The sequence below is a fragment of the Pseudoalteromonas sp. BZK2 genome (assembly GCF_014349195.1).
Classification (GTDB): domain Bacteria; phylum Pseudomonadota; class Gammaproteobacteria; order Enterobacterales; family Alteromonadaceae; genus Pseudoalteromonas; species Pseudoalteromonas simplex.
The window spans coordinates 52,886-69,943 of the sequence record NZ_JACSOG010000013.1 but is presented as its reverse complement, the minus strand read 5'-3'; the positions used below and the strand labels follow the sequence as shown (position 1 = coordinate 69,943).

The 17,058-nt window shown below is 42.8% G+C and carries 18 protein-coding genes; all 18 read right to left on the bottom strand.

Annotation, left to right across the window (positions count from 1 at the left end):
* Positions 1-18: 18 nt before the first annotated feature.
* The 18 genes from BIZ38_RS09885 to fliN all read right to left on the bottom strand — a co-directional run bounded on the left by BIZ38_RS09885 (position 19) and on the right by fliN (position 17,055).
* Positions 19-777: a chemotaxis protein CheW gene (locus BIZ38_RS09885; protein WP_055020708.1), complete on the bottom strand. Its 759-nt coding sequence runs from the start codon at positions 775-777 to the stop codon at positions 19-21.
* Between the two features lie 2 nt (positions 778-779).
* Positions 780-1,550, bottom strand: a complete 771-nt coding sequence (locus BIZ38_RS09880) for a ParA family protein (protein WP_054553253.1) — start codon at positions 1,548-1,550, stop codon at positions 780-782.
* 11 nt (positions 1,551-1,561) lie between these two features.
* On the bottom strand, positions 1,562-2,521 hold the full coding sequence (locus tag BIZ38_RS09875; protein ID WP_138599031.1) for a flagellar motor protein MotB: 960 nt from the start codon (positions 2,519-2,521) through the stop codon (positions 1,562-1,564).
* Positions 2,522-2,527: 6 nt separating this feature from the next.
* Positions 2,528-3,292 (bottom strand): flagellar motor protein, encoded by a 765-nt coding sequence (locus BIZ38_RS09870; protein ID WP_138599032.1) that lies wholly within the window; start codon positions 3,290-3,292, stop codon positions 2,528-2,530.
* The gene (locus BIZ38_RS09865; protein WP_138618591.1) at positions 3,285-4,445 is read right to left on the bottom strand and encodes a chemotaxis response regulator protein-glutamate methylesterase; all 1,161 of its coding nucleotides are present in this window, start codon (positions 4,443-4,445) and stop codon (positions 3,285-3,287) included. The genes BIZ38_RS09870 and BIZ38_RS09865 overlap by 8 nt, the downstream gene beginning before the upstream one ends.
* 62 nt (positions 4,446-4,507) lie before the next feature.
* Positions 4,508-6,799 carry a chemotaxis protein CheA gene (locus BIZ38_RS09860; protein ID WP_054553257.1) on the bottom strand — a complete coding sequence of 764 codons (2,292 nt, stop codon included), beginning with the start codon at positions 6,797-6,799 and terminating at the stop codon, positions 4,508-4,510.
* Between the two features lie 15 nt (positions 6,800-6,814).
* A complete protein-coding gene (locus BIZ38_RS09855; RefSeq protein ID WP_138599034.1) occupies positions 6,815-7,582 on the bottom strand; it encodes a protein phosphatase CheZ in 768 nt (255 codons plus the stop codon).
* A 17-nt stretch (positions 7,583-7,599) separates the two neighbouring features.
* Positions 7,600-7,983: a chemotaxis response regulator CheY gene (gene cheY / locus BIZ38_RS09850; RefSeq protein ID WP_016708035.1), complete on the bottom strand. Its 384-nt coding sequence runs from the start codon at positions 7,981-7,983 to the stop codon at positions 7,600-7,602.
* 40 nt (positions 7,984-8,023) lie between these two features.
* The gene (locus BIZ38_RS09845) at positions 8,024-8,734 is read right to left on the bottom strand and encodes an RNA polymerase sigma factor FliA (protein ID WP_054562345.1); all 711 of its coding nucleotides are present in this window, start codon (positions 8,732-8,734) and stop codon (positions 8,024-8,026) included.
* A 26-nt stretch (positions 8,735-8,760) separates the two neighbouring features.
* The gene (locus tag BIZ38_RS09840; RefSeq protein WP_054553259.1) at positions 8,761-9,621 is read right to left on the bottom strand and encodes a MinD/ParA family protein; all 861 of its coding nucleotides are present in this window, start codon (positions 9,619-9,621) and stop codon (positions 8,761-8,763) included.
* Positions 9,614-11,095, bottom strand: coding sequence for a flagellar biosynthesis protein FlhF (gene flhF, locus BIZ38_RS09835; protein ID WP_187490188.1), 1,482 nt, complete (start codon positions 11,093-11,095; stop codon positions 9,614-9,616). Before flhF ends, BIZ38_RS09840 begins: the two co-directional genes overlap by 8 nt.
* Positions 11,096-11,115: 20 nt before the next feature.
* Positions 11,116-13,227 carry a flagellar biosynthesis protein FlhA gene (gene flhA / locus BIZ38_RS09830; protein WP_187490187.1) on the bottom strand — a complete coding sequence of 704 codons (2,112 nt, stop codon included), beginning with the start codon at positions 13,225-13,227 and terminating at the stop codon, positions 11,116-11,118.
* A 71-nt stretch (positions 13,228-13,298) separates the two neighbouring features.
* Positions 13,299-14,429: a flagellar biosynthesis protein FlhB gene (gene flhB, locus BIZ38_RS09825; RefSeq protein WP_054553262.1), complete on the bottom strand. Its 1,131-nt coding sequence runs from the start codon at positions 14,427-14,429 to the stop codon at positions 13,299-13,301.
* Positions 14,430-14,438: 9 nt separating this feature from the next.
* Complete coding sequence (gene fliR / locus BIZ38_RS09820; protein WP_054553263.1) at positions 14,439-15,218, bottom strand: flagellar biosynthetic protein FliR; 780 nt, start codon at positions 15,216-15,218, stop codon at positions 14,439-14,441.
* Entirely contained in the window at positions 15,219-15,488 is a 270-nt protein-coding gene (gene fliQ, locus BIZ38_RS09815) for a flagellar biosynthesis protein FliQ (RefSeq protein ID WP_054553264.1), read from the bottom strand.
* A 40-nt stretch (positions 15,489-15,528) separates the two neighbouring features.
* A complete protein-coding gene (gene fliP, locus BIZ38_RS09810) occupies positions 15,529-16,269 on the bottom strand; it encodes a flagellar type III secretion system pore protein FliP (protein WP_054553265.1) in 741 nt (246 codons plus the stop codon).
* A 4-nt stretch (positions 16,270-16,273) separates the two neighbouring features.
* Positions 16,274-16,657 carry a flagellar biosynthetic protein FliO gene (fliO, locus tag BIZ38_RS09805; protein WP_054553266.1) on the bottom strand — a complete coding sequence of 128 codons (384 nt, stop codon included), beginning with the start codon at positions 16,655-16,657 and terminating at the stop codon, positions 16,274-16,276.
* Positions 16,654-17,055, bottom strand: a complete 402-nt coding sequence (gene fliN, locus BIZ38_RS09800) for a flagellar motor switch protein FliN (protein ID WP_054553267.1) — start codon at positions 17,053-17,055, stop codon at positions 16,654-16,656. The genes fliO and fliN overlap by 4 nt, the downstream gene beginning before the upstream one ends.
* Positions 17,056-17,058: the final 3 nt, after the last annotated feature.

The window sequence follows — 17,058 nt, the reverse complement described above, 5'->3', positions numbered from 1 at the left end:
ATTACTCCGTAAAAATAGTTACTGCTCACGGCTGTCTAAGCCCTGCTCTAGCAATTGATTTAAATTTTCAACGTCAATCAAGGCGCACATTTTCTCTTTGATAACACCTGCAAGCCAAGGCCGCTTACCTGATTTTGCTCGCCATTTTACATCTTCTTTACGAAGCGTAATATTATTTACGAGCTTTTCAGCCAATAATCCCCATTGACTGTCACCTAAGGTGATTAAATACTGATAATCTAATGATTGTTCTAATTTTTCATCATACTTTTCTGGCATAACCCAACGTGCAGTATCAACAACATTTAGTTTTTCTTCACGGTTTAGCATGACACCTTTAAACCATTTTGGTTTACCAAATAATTGGTTAACCTCTGCCAGCTGATGAATTCCCCCTAATGCTTTTAACGGTACAGCAAGGGTTAACCCTGCAACCTCAAAGAATAATGCCTGAAATTCACCATCAAAATAGTCTTCTTGACGATCAGACGAGGTTTTTGCAACCAGTTCAGCTTTAGGTTCTGCGACTATATCTTTGATATTAGCTTGGTTCTCGGTTTTCTCAAGCTCTTTAGTCGGTTCTGGGGGTGGTAAAACAGGTTCTGGAGTAGGCTGAACGTCTGTCAGCTTTTCTTCTGTCTTAGTTTCAGGCTCTTTAACCTGCTCCAGCAGCTTTGCGACTGGCTCAAGATTTTGGTCTGTAGGCTCATCTTCACACAACAAAGCGCCCAAATATTGGGTCATCACTTTTTCATTGGCAAATAAATGCTTACTCATCTTTAACCTTGTGCAACTAAGTAATCAAGCAGGGCGCGATAGGCAAAAACGCCACGCGAACGCGGGCAAAATTGAATCGGCACTTGCTGTGCTAAACTAGCATCTCTAAACTTTGTATCGACAGGAACCACGCCTGACCATACTTTATCTTTGTAATTATCCTGCAGAGTCTTGTAAGCTTCAAGTGATGCTTTAGTACGTTTATCGTACATTGTAGGAATAATTGTATATTGGTACTGTTTTGCTTGCGATGTTTGCATCAGCTCCATGGTGCGCATCATACGATCAAGCCCTTTTAAGGCCAAAAATTCTGTTTGTACTGGTACTAAAATTCGCTCACTAGCTGCAAGAGCATTGACCATCAAAACACCTAAAACAGGCGGGCAATCAATAATTGCATAGTCATAATGGTCGCTAATTTTGGCAAGCGCTTTTTTTAGTATTAAGCCCATGCCATTTTTATTGCCCATGCTTCTATCAAGCGTCGCGATTGCCATCGTCGCAGGTAAGATATCTAGGTTTTCAAGTGTTGATGGACATAGAGCCTGCAAAATTTCTTCACTGGCCATGCTGTTACCACGCGCGAAAATATCATACACGCTGACTTCTAAGTCTTCTGAATCTATACCAAAATAATAAGTCAATGATGCATGCGGATCGGTGTCAATAAGTAACACGCGTTTTCCTTGTAAAGCGAGAATACCAGCAAGGCTAACGGCTGTTGTTGTTTTCCCTACCCCACCTTTTTGATTCGCTACGGTCCAAACTTTCACATCACACCTTATTATTGTTCATTGCGCGTGGTAATCCTAATTCCACCATGTGGTAATTGAATCACTTTAATGCTGTTATCATCGCTTGGCAACTCAATTTCTGTCGTCTGTTGCGGTTGGTTTTGTGACTCTTGTTCTGCGTTTTCTGGCTCTTGTGGTGGTAAACCATATTTAGACAACGCAACAACCACTTTGCGGTTTTCTGCGCGTCCTTGCTCAGTGTCATTACTTGCAAAAGGTGAATATTGCCCGTAACCTTCAATAGCCATACGCGCAGGGTTAATACCTAAACTCTCAAGCTCAACTAGGACAGATGTCGCCCTCGCTACAGATAGCTCCCAGTTAGAGCGAAACATCTCATTACGAATACCTTCGTTATCGGTATAACCACGCACACGAATGTAATTATCAACTGGTGCAATAATATCTTTCACTAAACTAACAACTTGTTTTGCACGCTGCTGTGCAACAGCACTGCCCGATGAAAACAACATACCAGAGCTTAGTTCAATGATGAGCCAATCTTGATGAAGCTCTAAACTTGCTTCGCCATCACGAATTTCATCAATGAGCGCAGACTGTAATTTAGTAAGTAAGCTGTCGAGAGGCTTGCCGAGATGTTTTTTCTCAATATTGCTGGTTTCGCTTTGCCCATCGAGTAATTCAGGGCCTTGCTCATCTTTACGAATGCTCTCACCGTATAGAATGTCGTTCTCAGGGCTGACTCTGTCAGTTAGTATGCCTGTGCCGTTAACCCCAGTGCCAACCTGTTGTTGCTGACGAGCAGACTTTTCAAACACCTGCTCTAGTGAATCTGAGAGAATTTGAAAATCTTCATTTTTACTAATTGCGATCGCATACATGACCACAAAAAAAGCAAACATGATGGTCATATAATCGGCATAAGAGACAAGCCAGCGTTCAGTATGTTGGTTTTTTGACGTGTTATGACGCAGACGACGGCGCATCATAATAAATTACTCGTCAACTAAGCTTGGGCGCTCTACACGGTACGCCTCAAGTTTTAGTTCGATATTTAGTGGGCTTTCACCTTGCGAAATAGCAATAATGCCTTCAGCAAGTAGTTCATGATACAGCATTTTTTGTTCCACTTGCTGCTTAAGTTTATTCGCCATTGGCAAGAATAATAGATTCGCTAAACCAACACCGTAAATAGTAGCGATAAACGCAGTAGCAACACCAGCACCCAGTTTTTCAGGATCCGTTATAAATTGCATGGCCTGAATCAAACCGAGTACTGCACCTAAAATACCAATTGTAGGGCTATAACCGCCCATAGCTTCATAAACTCGACTTACCTCGAGTAAGCGTTCGCGTTCAAGCATTAAATCAATTTCAAGCGTATCTCTAAGCTTTTGCTCATCAATACCATCAACAAGTAGACTCAAGCCCTTTGCCGCATACGGGTCTGAGTGCGACAGCGCTTCCGACTCAAGGGCTAAGTAACCTTCTTGACGTGCTTTATGTGACCAACGCTTTACTTGCTCGATTGCTGCATCAATATCATGATATGGCGGAAAAAACACCCAATGACTGATCTTAAGTGTTTTAGTAAAAACACTAGCAGGAGTCTGAAGCATGACAGCCCCAAGCGTACCACCAAGCACGATGATAAGCGCAGGACCATTAAACAGTGCAGAAACAACCCCGCCCTCTAATGCATAACCAAAGGCGATGGCACTTACTGCGACAATTAAGCCAAAGAAAGACAGTTTATCCACAACCAGTCTCACGCGTTAAACGATTCGCAACATCTGCGAGAGCTAAGCTTTCACTCGCCAAGCCGGCATTAGCAACAGCTTGTGGCATACCATACACCACACTGGTTTTTTCATCTTGCGCCCAAATAGTCGCACCGACTTGCTTAAGCATACGCGCACCATCACGGCCATCTGCGCCCATGCCCGTTAACACTACAGCTAGCACATCACCGCCGAAGGTTTTTGCAGCACTTGCAAAAGTCACATCAACACTCGGCTTGTAAGTAATACGCGGACTATCGTCTTCAAATACTCGCAGAGTGCGAGAACCACCACGCCCCTCTATTAGCATTTGTTGGCCACCTGGCGCTAAGTAAGCGGTGCCAGGCACTAAACGGTCACCATTTTGCGCTTCTTTCACATTGATTTTGCATAAGCCATTTAGCCTTGCAGCAAAAGCTGGCGTAAACGCAGCTGGCATATGCTGAATAAGCAAAATAGGATGTGGGAAATTAGCTGGCAGCTGAGTCAAAATTGTTTGCAGTGCCACAGGTCCACCGGTTGATGTACCGATAGCAACCAATTGATATTTCTTGCCCGAAGCGCGAATATTACTCGTATTCGATGACGATGCAGCCGGCGAACTTGCAGCAGCAGGACGGCTAAAACTGCGATCAGGCTGGACAATACCGCTACTGCTTGTAGCGCCACTACTTCTTAGTGTAGGAGTCGGAGTTGATCTCGAAATAGGTGCAGGTCGCGAGAAACGAGAAATGCGACGGCGACCAATTTCTTTTACTTTATTTTGTAAAAGCGCGATTGCATCTTCATTATTGCGTGCAATGTCTTCGAACTTTTTCGGTAAAAAATCAAGGGCCCCAGCATCCAATGCATCTAGGGTTGCTGTTGCGCCATCACGGGTGAGTGATGAGAACATTAAAATAGGAGTCGGTGTTGCTGCCATTATTTCTTTCACGGCACTAATGCCATCAAGAACCGGCATTTCAACATCCATAGTAATTACATCAGGTTTTAATTCACGGGCTTTATCGACCGCTTCACGACCGTTTACGGCAAAACCAATTACTTGAATATTGCTGTCTTGCTCTAAAATTTCGCTGACTCTGCGGCGAAAAAAGCTTGAATCATCAACAACTAATACTTTGACTGCCATTGGCACTCTCTTGTTTTATATCACTTAAAGTGCAGTTAAACGCTGCACTTTATTATTTATTATTAGCCAACGTAGTGTTTAAGCATGCTAGGTACGTCGAGGATCAATGCAATCCCACCATCAGAAGTAATTGTCGCACCAGCCATGCCTGGCGTACCTTGCAATAAGGCATCTAAAGGTTTGATAACAACTTCTTCCTGGCCAATTAACGAGTCAACCACAAAGCCCACTTGTTTAGTACCGATTTGCACAATAACTACGTGACCTTCAGCTTTACGCTCTTGGCGGTTGGCACCTTTTACTAACCAATGTTGTAAATAGAAAAGCGGGATCGCTTTTTCACGCACAATTATTGTCAGTTGACCATCAACGACATTAGTTTTAGTTAAATCAAGATGGAAAATTTCACTCACACCAGCAAGTGGTAAAGCAAATGTTTGCTCGCCAACAATAACCATAAGAGTCGGTAAAATAGCCAGTGTTAATGGCACCTTGATTTCTAATACAGTACCTACACCCAGCTCTGACTGAATATTGACAGAGCCATTTAACTGGGTGATTTTTGTTTTTACTACATCCATGCCGACGCCGCGGCCTGAAATATCAGATATCTCTTCTTTGGTTGAGAAACCAGGCGCAAAAATTAAGTTGTAAGCTTCGGTATCCGACAAGCGGCTTGCTTGGTCGTGATCAATCACACCTTTGCTGATAGCAATTTTTTTCAACTTCTCAGCATCCATACCTGCACCATCATCACGAATGGTCAATAAGATATGATCGCCTTCTTGCGAAGCAGAAAGAGTGACTGTACCGGTACGTGGTTTACCTGCGGCTTCACGCACATCTGGCATTTCAATACCATGGTCAACAGAGTTACGAACTAAATGCACGAGCGGATCGGCAAGCGCTTCTACTAAGTTTTTGTCTAAATCGGTTTCTTCACCAACCAGCTGCAGGTTAATGTCTTTTTTCAAGCTGCGAGCTAAGTCACGCACAACGCGTGGGAAGCGGCCAAATACTTTCTTAATTGGCTGCATGCGGGTTTTCATCACTGCACCTTGCAGGTCTGCAGTTACCACATCTAAATTAGAGATGGCTTTACCCATTGATTCGCTGTTACTGTTATTTGCAAGGCTAACCAAACGGTTGCGTACTAATACCAGCTCACCCACCATGTTCATGATTTCGTCCAAGCGCTTGGTATCAACACGAACCGTTGTTTCAGCTTGTGGTGGTGGCGCTTTTTTCGGTGCAGCAGAAGCTGCTGGTGCTTTTGCAGGAGCTGGAGCCGGTTTAGGTGCAGCTGCGGCAGGCTTAGGAGTAGGTGCCGGTTTTGATGCTGCAGGCTGTGCCGGTTTTGCAGGTTCAGCTTTAGGTGGTTCAGGCGCTTTTTCTGGCGCAGCCGTTTCTAAAGACTGTGGAGCTGTACCTTTACCATGTAATTCATCAAGCAACGCCTCAAACTCGTCATCGCTAATTTCATCGTCTGAGTCACTGCTTGTAGTATCTACTGCTGGCGCTTGAGGAGTTGGTTGTGCAGATTTTACTGTTTCAGGTTTGGCTATATTTTCTTGTTTTACTTCACCAAAATTACCAACACCATGTAATTCGTCTAATAAACTGTCGAATTCATCATCGGTGATGTCATCACTATCACTGCTAATAGCTTCAGGAGCAGCCGCTGCTGGCCCTTGACCTTTACCATGTAATTCATCGAGGAGGCTTTCAAACTCATCTTCAGTAATTTCATCAATATTCTGTGGTTCTGCCTTACTATCAGCAAGACCGCCGCCATCAAACAACATATCAAACGCAAATGGATCATCTTCATCAATATTGTCTGCTGCCGTGTTAGCTGTTACTTCAGGTGCATCAACAACAGCCTCTTCAACAGCAGGTTCTTCAGGTGCAACTGCTACATCGTCTGCTACTGATACATCTTCACCTGCAAGCTCTTCCGCTGTAGGTGGTTGGCTTAATTTATGAAGAACGTCTAGAAGCGCAGGATCTGCAGGCTCTGGTTGCTCACGATTTTGAATCGTTGCGAACATTTCGTTGATGGTATCCAGAGCTTGTAAAATAACATCCATAAGCTCGGGAGTGACACTGCGAACACCTTGGCGTAATAAATCGAAAACATTCTCTGCACCGTGACACGCATCAACAAGTTCAGTCATGCTTAAAAAGCCTGCACCGCCTTTGACAGTGTGGAAGCCTCTAAAAATGGCGTTTAAGAGATCTTTGTCTTCGGGATTGTTCTCAAGCTCAACTAATTGCTCTGACAAAAGCTCTAAGATTTCTCCTGCCTCAACAAGGAAATCCTGTAAAATATCTTCATCGACTTCAAAGCTCATGCAGCTACTCTCCTCTTAGAAGCCCAGACTTGATAATAGATCATCGACTTCATCTTGTCCTGAGACAACATCATCACGAGAGTCTTTATCAATAATCGGCCCTTCAGGACCTGCTAGTGTATCACTTGTTGCAGGTGCTTTTTCTATGGCCTGTTTTTCTTGTTGTTGATGACCATCTTCTTGACTGCCAAACACAGTTAAGAGATTAATTAAACTGTCTTCTACTTCTCGCACTAACTCAATGACGCGACGGATTACTTGCCCCGTCAAATCTTGATAGTCCTGTGCCATCAGCACATTGGTCATCAAGCCCTGTAGCTCATCGGTTTTAGTATGCGAGTTATTCATAAAATTATCTAAGCTATGACATAGCTTTTTAAACTCACCGAGCTCTATTTCTCGGCTCATTAAACGATCCCACGTTGGTTTAATCGTCGCTATTTCATCTGCAAGTTGTTGCGCTATAGGTAAACTAGCTTCAACTGCATCCATGGTTTTGTTAGCGGCGCTTTCTGTCATTTCCATAACATAATTTAAGCGCTGCTTAGCGTCTGGGATCGCATCGGTAGTTAAATCTGAAAGACGAGTATCTAGATCAAAGTTTTTTAGCGCTTCATGTAATTGTCGCGTCAGTTTACCGATTTCAGCAAACAGCTCTGATTGTTCTTTTGATGCTGTTTCAAGTATCAGCTGATCAGCTTTTTCTTGTTCACCATTTTCAAGAAACTCAACAAGTTGACGAGCTTGCTCTAAACTTATTTGAGGCGCAGCTAGTGCTGACATAAGCCTCTCCCCTTAGATTAACCTAAACGTTCAAACACTTTTTCCAATTTGGTTTTAAGTGTCGCAGCAGTGAATGGTTTAACGATATAGCCATTAACACCCGCTTGAGCAGCAGCAACAATTTGTTCTTTTTTCGCTTCAGCTGTCACCATTAATACAGGAATATGCTTAAGGCTATCATCAGCACGAATTGCTCTTAACAAATCAATGCCTTGCATACCTGGCATATTCCAATCTGTTACAACAAAATCAAATTCTTGATTTTGTAGCATTGGCAATGCTGTTGACCCATCGTCAGCTTCCTGCACATTGGTAAAACCTAAATCCCTTAATAGATTTTTAATGATACGTCTCATTGTAGAAAAATCATCAACAACAAGAATTTTCATGTTTTTATCCAAAACATCCTCCGGTGAGGTTTGAACCTATATTTACTTACTACTAATTAATCCAGTCATTGATTTTTGCTTTGAGCTTAATCATCGCCTGACCATGTATCTGACTCACACGCGATTCACTAACATCGAGTATGTGTCCTATTTCTTTTAAGTTCATTTCGTCGTTGTAGTACAAAGACAAAACAAGTGCATCTCTTTCTGGTAACGATTGGATAGCCGTTAATAGAGACTGGTTAAACCGCTCATTTTTAACGTTATTAAACGGTTTGTCTAGTCCTAAATCCTGACCTACAGGTGTAATGACGTCTTCATCAACGCCTAAGTCCTCTATACCTAATACTTTACTAGAATTTACATCATGTAGAATATGATGGTACTCATCGAGCGTTATATCAAGTTTTTCAGCGACTTCTGTATCTTTAGGTTCACGATTTAGCGTGCTTTCTAATTCGGAAATGGTTTCAGCCACAAGGCGAGCATTTCGGTGAACTGAGCGTGGTGCCCAGTCACCTCTACGAATTTCGTCTAACATCGCACCACGAATACGAATTCCAGCGAAAGTTTCGAAACTAGCCCCTTTGCTAGCATCAAAGTTTTTTGATGCTTCAATTAGGCCTATCATGCCTGATTGAATTAAATCATCGAGTTGGACACTGGCAGGTAAACGAGCAATTAGATGGCACGCCACTTTTTTAACTAAAGAGGCATGTTTTTCAACAATCGCATTTAAGTTTTGTGCTGATTGATATCCCATCGCTTTATTCACCGATGTTGTCATAGTTAGCCGTTTACTAGTTTTTCAATGAAAAATTCTAAATGGCCAGAAGGTTGATTAGGGATCGGCCACTTAACTGCTTTTGTTGCTAATGTTTTAAACGCCACCGCAGCTGGTGAGTTTGGAAATAATTCAACAATCACCTTTTGACGTCGCGTAGATTTACGCATGTTCTCGTCATAAGGAATGGTAGCTACCAACTCCATTGAAACGTCTAAAAAGCGATCCGTTACTTTTGAAAGTTTAGCAAATAATTCTTGCCCTTCACGCAAACTGCGCACCATATTAGCAACAATTTTAAATTTATATACGCCATGCTCACGGCTAAGCACTTTAATAAGCGCATAAGCATCGGTAATTGAGGTAGGTTCATCACATACAACCACAACAACGTCTTGGGCTGCACGAGAAAAGCTTAATACCATGTCAGAAATACCTGCGGCGGTATCGACAATTAAAATATCAAACTCGGTGTTTAACTCGCTAAAAGCGCGAATAAGACCTGCATGCTCAGATGGCGTTAATTCAACCATACTTTGCGAACCAGAGGTCGCTGGTACAATTTTGATGCCTGCAGGGCCTTCAACGAGAATTTCGTCAAGCTCACACTCGCCTGACAAAACATGAGATAAGTTACGTTCAACACGAAGGCCAAGCATCACGTCACAGTTTGCCAAACCTAAATCGGCATCTAGTACTAATACACGATTTCCTTGCTGCCCTAATGCGATTGCGGTGTTGAGTGAAACATTGGTTTTACCCACTCCACCTTTACCGCCAGTCACAGCGATAACTTTAACGCCACTATTATTATTTTGATTCATTTTGCGCAGGCCGCTTGCTTGATCTAATACTGTGTTAATCATACATCCCTACTGTGTTCGACGCTACTGCTTGACGTCGTGAATGTTGTGCTTTTGCTCGTTTTAAATACAATTGTTCAGCTTTTTTCACTAGTTTTTCAGCATTCGCTACGCGAATATCTTCAGGAACACGCTGACCGTTAGTAAGATACCCTATTGGCAGGCGATTTTGAATCGCTATACTAATAATCTCACCTAAACTTAAAGATTCATCCAATTTAGTGAAGATACAGCCACTTAGATGAACCTTTTTAAAGTGTCTTACGGTTTCTTGCAACACATTTATCTGTGCTGTCGCACTTAATACTAAATAACTACGAATATCAACACGCTGATTACGCATTAAGGTGTTTAATTGCTCAGTTAAACGTAAATCACGTTGGCTCATACCCGCTGTATCTATTAATACTAGACGCTTATTACGTAAATGGTATAGCACTTCAGCTAATTCATTCGCATCTTTTACCTGCTTAACACCACAGCCAATAATACGACCATAAGTAGCCAATTGTTCGTAGGCACCAATTCTATATGTATCAGTGGTGATCAACGCCACTTTATCAGCACCATATTTTTGTGCACCCAGTGCAGCTAATTTCGCAACAGTCGTTGTTTTACCAACACCCGTTGGGCCCACTAATGCGAATACACCACCTTGACGTAGGATTTCGTTATTCGTTGTATGCATTTGGTTTTCAACCATTTGCAGTAATGCTTGCCACGCTTGTTGACGTGATACATCGTCAGGAATGAAACAGGCCATTTGCTCAGCAACATCACGTTCAATGCCCATACCCGCTAAGCGGTCAATCATACATGCACGAGTCGGATCGCGGCGAGCCATATCCTGTTGCATTAAGCCAGATACTTGGTGTTCAAGTAATTGACGAATCGCATTCATTTCTTCCCGCATAGTCGTCATTTCTGATTGATTCGCAGGTGCTGAGTTTTTATGCTCAGCGGGTGAATCTAAATCATCAAAACCTGAATCTAAATCGTCATCAAAACCAAGGCTATGAGCTTGAGTTTGTACACGAGGTGCTGCCTGCGGTTGATAACGAGGAGCTTGCTTATATTCAGGCTGTTGCTGCTCAAAGCTTGGCTCTTTTGCTTGATAGTGTTCACTCGTATCAATACCAGATTGACTAAACATTGACGCAAGCTCTGGCGAACGAGGGCGTGGGGCTTGACGCTCAAGTAACGCTTGAAGGCTATCAGCAACTTTCGCTTGCGGCTCAGGTTTAGCACGCATTGGCTCAGGTTTAACAAAGTTATGCTGTGGAGCAGGTGCTGATTGTGCCACTGCTGGTTTAGCTTCGGCTTTCGGGGCTGCTTTGTCGTAATCAACAGCTGCAACGATTTCAACGCCGTTAGCAAGCTTTTTGTTCGACATAATAACCGCATCAACACCTAGTTCATCTTTCACTTCTTTCAGTGCTGTGCGCATATCTTTAGCAAAAAAACGTTTAATTTTCATGGTTCAACCCCTTTACTATCCTATTGTTGGCCTACTGAGCTGACAATCTTAATCTGTCTTTCGTCTGGTACCTCTTGGTAAGACATCACCCTTAAACCTGGGATGGTGTACTTAACGAAGCGAGATAACACAGTTCTTAACATTCCTGACGTTAACAGTATCGAAGGTTCACCGGCCATTTCTTGGTTTTGATGCGCTTCATTCAATGATTGTTGAAGTCGCTCTGCAAGGCTTGGCTCTATTCCGGCACCTTCGTCACCTGCATTCTGAAGTGACTGATGCAACATCTGTTCCAACTCAGGCGCCAAGGTTATGACAGGGATCTCAGAAGACATACCAACAGCATCTTGAACGATCAATCTGCGCAGTGAAATTCGCACTGCAGCCGTTAGTACATCAGGGTCTTGGCTACGTGGGCCATACTCAACAAGGGTTTGAACAATCGAGCGCATATCGCGAATTGCCACCCCTTCATTGAGTAAGTTTTGTAGCACTTTTACGATAGTAGTGAGTGGTAATACGTCAGGAACCAGTCCTTCAACTAAACGTGGATGACTCTTCGCTAACATATCTAATAAGTTTTGCACTTCTTCATGACCAAGCAGTAAAGCTGCGCTATTAGTAAGTAACTGACTAATATGAGTTGCAACCACAGTTGCTGAATCAACGACTGTGTAGCCAAGTGATTGTGCTTCATCTTTTTGATCTGGTTTGATCCAAACAGCATCTAATCCGAATGCAGGGTCTTTTGTGGCAACCCCTTTGATTGGACCAAATACTTGGCCTGGATTAATCGCTAACTCATCACCATGCTTAAGCTCACCCTCACCGCTTGAAACACCCATCATAGTGATTCTGTAAGCGTTAGGGTCCAGTTCTAAGTTATCGCGAATATGCACAGGAGGTACCAAGAAACCAAGCTCCTGAGACAGTTTCTTACGCACACCTTTGATACGATTTAATAGTTCACCACCTTGAGATTGGTCAACAAGTGGAATTAAGCGATAACCCACTTCTAAACCAATAACGTCAACCTGTTGAACATCATCCCAACCCAGTTCTTTTTGCTCTTGTTTATTAGCAACACCTGTTCCTGGTGCACCTCCATTTGCTTCTTGCTCTGCTTTTTCGGCTTCTGTTTTGGCTTTTTGTTGTTGCGTGAAGTAAGCAAGGTAACCCAGTAATCCACCTAAGCTTAAAAATGCAATATGCGGCATACCTGGCACTAGACCCATGATGATCAAAATACCTGATGCGATATACAAAGACTTTTCGTTACCTAGCTGAGTCTTAACTTGGTCGCCCATGTTGTGCGATTCATTTTGACGGGTAACAACGATTGCAGTACCGATTGACAGTAACAATGAAGGCAGTTGTGCAACTAGACCATCACCAATGGTTAGCAAGGTGTACACTTCCATCGCACGGCTGAACGATAAATCATGTTGGATCATACCAACAAATAAACCACCAACGATGTTAATCACTAGAATAACGATACCCGCTATTGCATCGCCTTTTACGAACTTACTCGCACCATCCATTGAACCATAGAAATCTGCTTCGCGGGTAACCTCTTCACGGCGTTCACGGGCTTGCTCTGCACTGATAAAACCAGCGTTTAAATCAGCATCAATCGCCATTTGTTTACCCGGCATTGCATCAAGAGTAAAGCGAGCTGATACTTCAGAAATACGACCTGCACCTTTGGTGATAACCACAAAGTTAATAATGATTAAAATCAGGAAGACCACTAAACCAACTGCATAGTTACCGCCGATAACCACCGAACCAAAGGCCTCGATAACTTTACCGGCTGCATCACCGCCGTTATGACCTTCGAGTAATACTACTCGGGTACTGGCGACATTCAGCGCTAAGCGCATGATGGTTGCAATCAGTAGAACCGCAGGGAACATACCAAATTCAAGGGGTTTCATGGTGTAAACTGTAACCAGTAACACCACCAGTGCTAACGCGATATTAAACGAAAATAGAATATCTAAAAGAAATGGCGGCAGGGGTAAAATCACCATACCCAGCGCAGCAAGTACCATTAACGGCGTGCCGATACCCTTCGCATATTCTTTTTTATCTCTGTTAAGTTGTTGTAATACCGCTTTAAATTCCATAATTCAACAATTTCAAAAAATTGACACTACACGGAATTTGCAATAACTATTCCAAGTTATATATTTACTGTTTAGTATTTGTAGGCATCGGGTATTGGGAGCTTTTTATTGAGTGGTACAGGACGTTTACCGCGCCCTTTTTGGAAGCGTTTTAACTGGAAGACATAAGCTAACACTTGTGCAACGGCAGTGAATAGCTGATCAGGTATTTGATGACCAACATCGGTGGTGTGATACAGCGCACGAGTAAGCATGGGTGATTCAACAATTGGCACGTCATTCCCCTTGCCCACTTTACGAATTTGCATAGCAAGCTCGTCCACGCCTTTGGCAAGAACAATAGGCGCACCCGCTTTAGCTGTATCGTATTTTAGTGCTACAGAATAATGGGTCGGGTTAGTTACGATCACATCTGCATCAGGCACGTCTTGCATCATACGCCTTTGCGACATTTCACGCTGAGTACGGCGAATACGCGCTTTTATTTGCGGATCACCCTCAGAGTTTTTAAATTCGTCTTTTACCTCTTGTAAGGTCATTTTTAACTGTTTATGGTGTTTGTGACTTTGATAAGGAGAATCTATTGCAGCAATAATGATTAACGTACAAGTTAACCCCAAGAACATCCAAGATAGTATTTCGAGTGCATGGATAAAATTTCCGGGCGCGCTTTCAATGCTTAGGTGCAGTATTTCATCAAAGAAAGTATTAATTAAGAACACAGCAAAGCCTGCAACCACTACAAATTTTAAAATAGACTTAACTAGCTCTACTCCTGCTTGAGGGCCAAGCATACGCTTAATACCTTTAGCTGGCGACATCTTACTTGCTTTTGGTGCTGCCGCTTGCCAACTAAAGTTATAACCCCCCAGTAAAGTATTCCCAACAAAAGCGGCTATGACGATGATCAACACAAACATTGCCATAGGGAATAACAATGCATCCGCAACAATTCCCCACACTGAAAACATCTTAGTGGTGTCGTAGGTTTCATTACGGTTAAGGCTTAATAAACGTCCCATTATATTATAAAGACCTTTACCAATTTCAGGGCCATACAATAAGAGTGAAACTGCAGAAAAAATAAGCACAAACATGGTACCTAGCTCTTTTGAGCGGGCAACCTGACCTTTCTTCTTGGCATCATCAATTTTTTTCTGCGTGGGTTCTTCGGTTTTTTCTTGACCAGAATCTTCAGCCATGGCGCGCTCCTAAGGTGTACAACCAACAAGGCTGCACATTAACTCAACCATTTTTAACCACTGAAACTCAAATTGAGTCATAAAGTTGCCTAATGTTGCCCAAATAATCACAAGACCAGCTACTAAGGTAAACGGAAAGCCAATTGAGAAAATATTTAACTGCGGTGCCGCTCGGGTCATTACACCAAACGACATGTTAATAACAAGCATGGCTGTCAGTGGAGCTAAAGCAAGCACCAAGGCTGTGGTGAACATCCAACCACCCCAAGTAACGATATCCCAGTAATGATCAACCGCCCACCAATTGCCATCAATTGGTAGCACTTCAAAGCTATGAATGACCATTTGAATCATCATTAAGTGGCCATTGAACACAAAGAAAAGCAAGGTCGCCAAGATTAGATAAAATTGTCCCACAGCGGGTACACTCAGACCATTCGATGGATCAACTACGGACGCAAAACCAAGACCTGTTTGCATCGCGAGTATTTGCCCAGCAAGAACAAAAGTATTTAGCAATAAAACAGATGCAAACCCAATCGCCACACCAATAAGCATTTGCTGAATGACCACAAGAATCATCTCAAACGAAAAAAGATTGTTGAAAGTCGCAGGGGGCAGCATAGGCACAGCAACAAAGGTTACAACTACAGCTAAACCAAGCTTAATTCGGCTTGGTACATTCTTCGCACCAAGGCCTGCCATAATCATTATCATTGAGCTAATACGCACTAATGGCAGCAAAAAGTCGCTGAGCCATTGAATAATGACCGCAAATGGAAATTCCATTTAGCCTGCAATCTCCGGTATAGACATCACTAAACGGGTAAAATAGTCCATAAGCTCTTGCGTGAACCAGTGACCACCTATAATAAGTGCGCTTATGGTAATTAGCAAACGAGGTAAAAAGCTTAAGGTTTGCTCATTGATTGATGTTGCCGCTTGGAAAACTGCTACGACTAGACCGACTAATAAGCCAGGTACTACGATTGCAGACACTAACTTTATAACTAAAAATAGCGCGTCACTGAGTATATCGACAAAAATTTCGGGTTCCATTTTGTCTCTCCTACCTAATTATGTGCCTTGAATTGCATTGTTACACCCCGAGCCCAAAGCTCTTCGCCAGCGTGCCCATCACAAGGCTCCAGCCATCCACCAACACAAACAGCATGATCTTAAACGGCAAAGATACAATCATCGGCGAAAGCATCATCATACCCATGGCCATTAATACGGAGGCCACCACTAAATCAACTATCAAAAATGGGATAAAGAACATAAAACCAATGATAAAGGCCGTTTGCAATTCGCTGGTAACAAACGCTGGGATCAATACAATCAGCGGCGTGTCTTCTGGCGAATCTAATTGCTCATAACCAGCTATTTTCGCAAAGGTCTCTAAATCTTTTATACGAACTTGCGAGAGCATAAACGCTTTCATTGGCTCTTTGGCAAGTTCTAATGCTTGCACTGAAGTAACTTGCTCATTCAAGTACGGCTCAATAGCGCGCTCATTCACCTGCTGATAAATTGGCGCCATAATAAAAATACTTAAAAACAGCGACATGCCTAACAAAATTTGATTCGATGGTGTTTGTTGTAAGCCTATTGCTTGGCGTAATATCGCCAGAACCACAATAATCCGTGTAAATGAGGTCATCATAATGACCGCTGCTGGAATAAAACTCAGTGCCGTCATGATCGCTAATACTTGTAGCGTCACTGAGTAATCTTGAGAGCCATCAGGGTTGGTGGTAATGGTCAGTGCTTCTATGCCTTCAGCGTTAACCGACGGCAAAAACAACACACTTGCTAAAATAAGTATCCACTTGATCATAGCGTTAATTCTTTTTATTTGAAGGTGATTGTGGGTTCAGTAACTTTCCAAATTTCTTGGCAAGTTCTGGCAGTTCTTTTTCTTGTAATGGTGTTTCTAGTTTATGCAGATAGTTAATACTGTGCGGGGTCACACCAATTAAGTGCTGAGCGTTATCGATTTCAATGACCATCAAGCGCTCACGAGAGCCCAAAGGCAAACTGCGCACTACTTTAAATTCATCACTATTAGCAAGATTTGGATTTAGTTTTTTAACCAAAAAAGCCAAAGCAATGATAACCACCAGCACTAAAAGCAAAGACATCACCATAGACAGTAAATCTGCCGTCGGTGATGCCGTAGGAAATGCAGTGCTCGACGCACTTGTTAAAGCAACTAAAGCATTCATCGTAACTTTTTAATACGCTCAACTTGGCTAATAACGTCAGTTAAACGAATACCGAACTTATCGTTTACAACGACCACCTCACCATGCGCAATCAGCGTGCCGTTAACCAATACATCAAGCGGCTCACCAGCGACTCGGTCTAGTTCTACCACCGAACCTTGGTTAAGCTGTAATAAGTTACGAATGTTGATTTTTGAACGGCCCACTTCCATAGAAATAGTAACCGGAATGTCCAAGATGGTATCAAGTTTTCGCTTTTCGTCGCCCGATAGCTCATGTCTTTCATCTTTTAATTCATCAAGCTCTGCCACAGCAGCATCGCCTGAGCCACCCTCAGCCTCTTCAGCTTCGGCTAGTGCCGCGGCCCATTCGTCCATTGTATCTTGATCATCACTCATTAT

Excerpts from the sequence above, each read along its gene's own strand:
- BIZ38_RS09885 (WP_055020708.1), bottom strand. The coding sequence starts at position 777 with ATGAGTAAGCATTTATTTGCCAATGAAAAAGTGATGACCCAATATTTG.
- BIZ38_RS09875 (WP_138599031.1), bottom strand. The coding sequence starts at position 2,521 with ATGATGCGCCGTCGTCTGCGTCATAACACGTCAAAAAACCAACATACT.
- BIZ38_RS09865 (WP_138618591.1), bottom strand. The coding sequence starts at position 4,445 with ATGGCAGTCAAAGTATTAGTTGTTGATGATTCAAGCTTTTTTCGCCGC.
- BIZ38_RS09860 (WP_054553257.1), bottom strand. The coding sequence starts at position 6,799 with ATGAGCTTTGAAGTCGATGAAGATATTTTACAGGATTTCCTTGTTGAG.
- BIZ38_RS09855 (WP_138599034.1), bottom strand. The coding sequence starts at position 7,582 with ATGTCAGCACTAGCTGCGCCTCAAATAAGTTTAGAGCAAGCTCGTCAA.
- BIZ38_RS09845 (WP_054562345.1), bottom strand. The coding sequence starts at position 8,734 with ATGGGATATCAATCAGCACAAAACTTAAATGCGATTGTTGAAAAACAT.
- BIZ38_RS09840 (WP_054553259.1), bottom strand. The coding sequence starts at position 9,621 with ATGATTAACACAGTATTAGATCAAGCAAGCGGCCTGCGCAAAATGAAT.
- flhF (WP_187490188.1), bottom strand. The coding sequence starts at position 11,095 with ATGAAAATTAAACGTTTTTTTGCTAAAGATATGCGCACAGCACTGAAA.
- flhA (WP_187490187.1), bottom strand. The coding sequence starts at position 13,227 with ATGGAATTTAAAGCGGTATTACAACAACTTAACAGAGATAAAAAAGAA.
- flhB (WP_054553262.1), bottom strand. The coding sequence starts at position 14,429 with ATGGCTGAAGATTCTGGTCAAGAAAAAACCGAAGAACCCACGCAGAAA.
- fliR (WP_054553263.1), bottom strand. The coding sequence starts at position 15,218 with ATGGAATTTCCATTTGCGGTCATTATTCAATGGCTCAGCGACTTTTTG.
- fliQ (WP_054553264.1), bottom strand. The coding sequence starts at position 15,488 with ATGGAACCCGAAATTTTTGTCGATATACTCAGTGACGCGCTATTTTTA.
- fliP (WP_054553265.1), bottom strand. The coding sequence starts at position 16,269 with ATGATCAAGTGGATACTTATTTTAGCAAGTGTGTTGTTTTTGCCGTCG.
- fliO (WP_054553266.1), bottom strand. The coding sequence starts at position 16,657 with ATGAATGCTTTAGTTGCTTTAACAAGTGCGTCGAGCACTGCATTTCCT.
- fliN (WP_054553267.1), bottom strand. The coding sequence starts at position 17,055 with ATGAGTGATGATCAAGATACAATGGACGAATGGGCCGCGGCACTAGCC.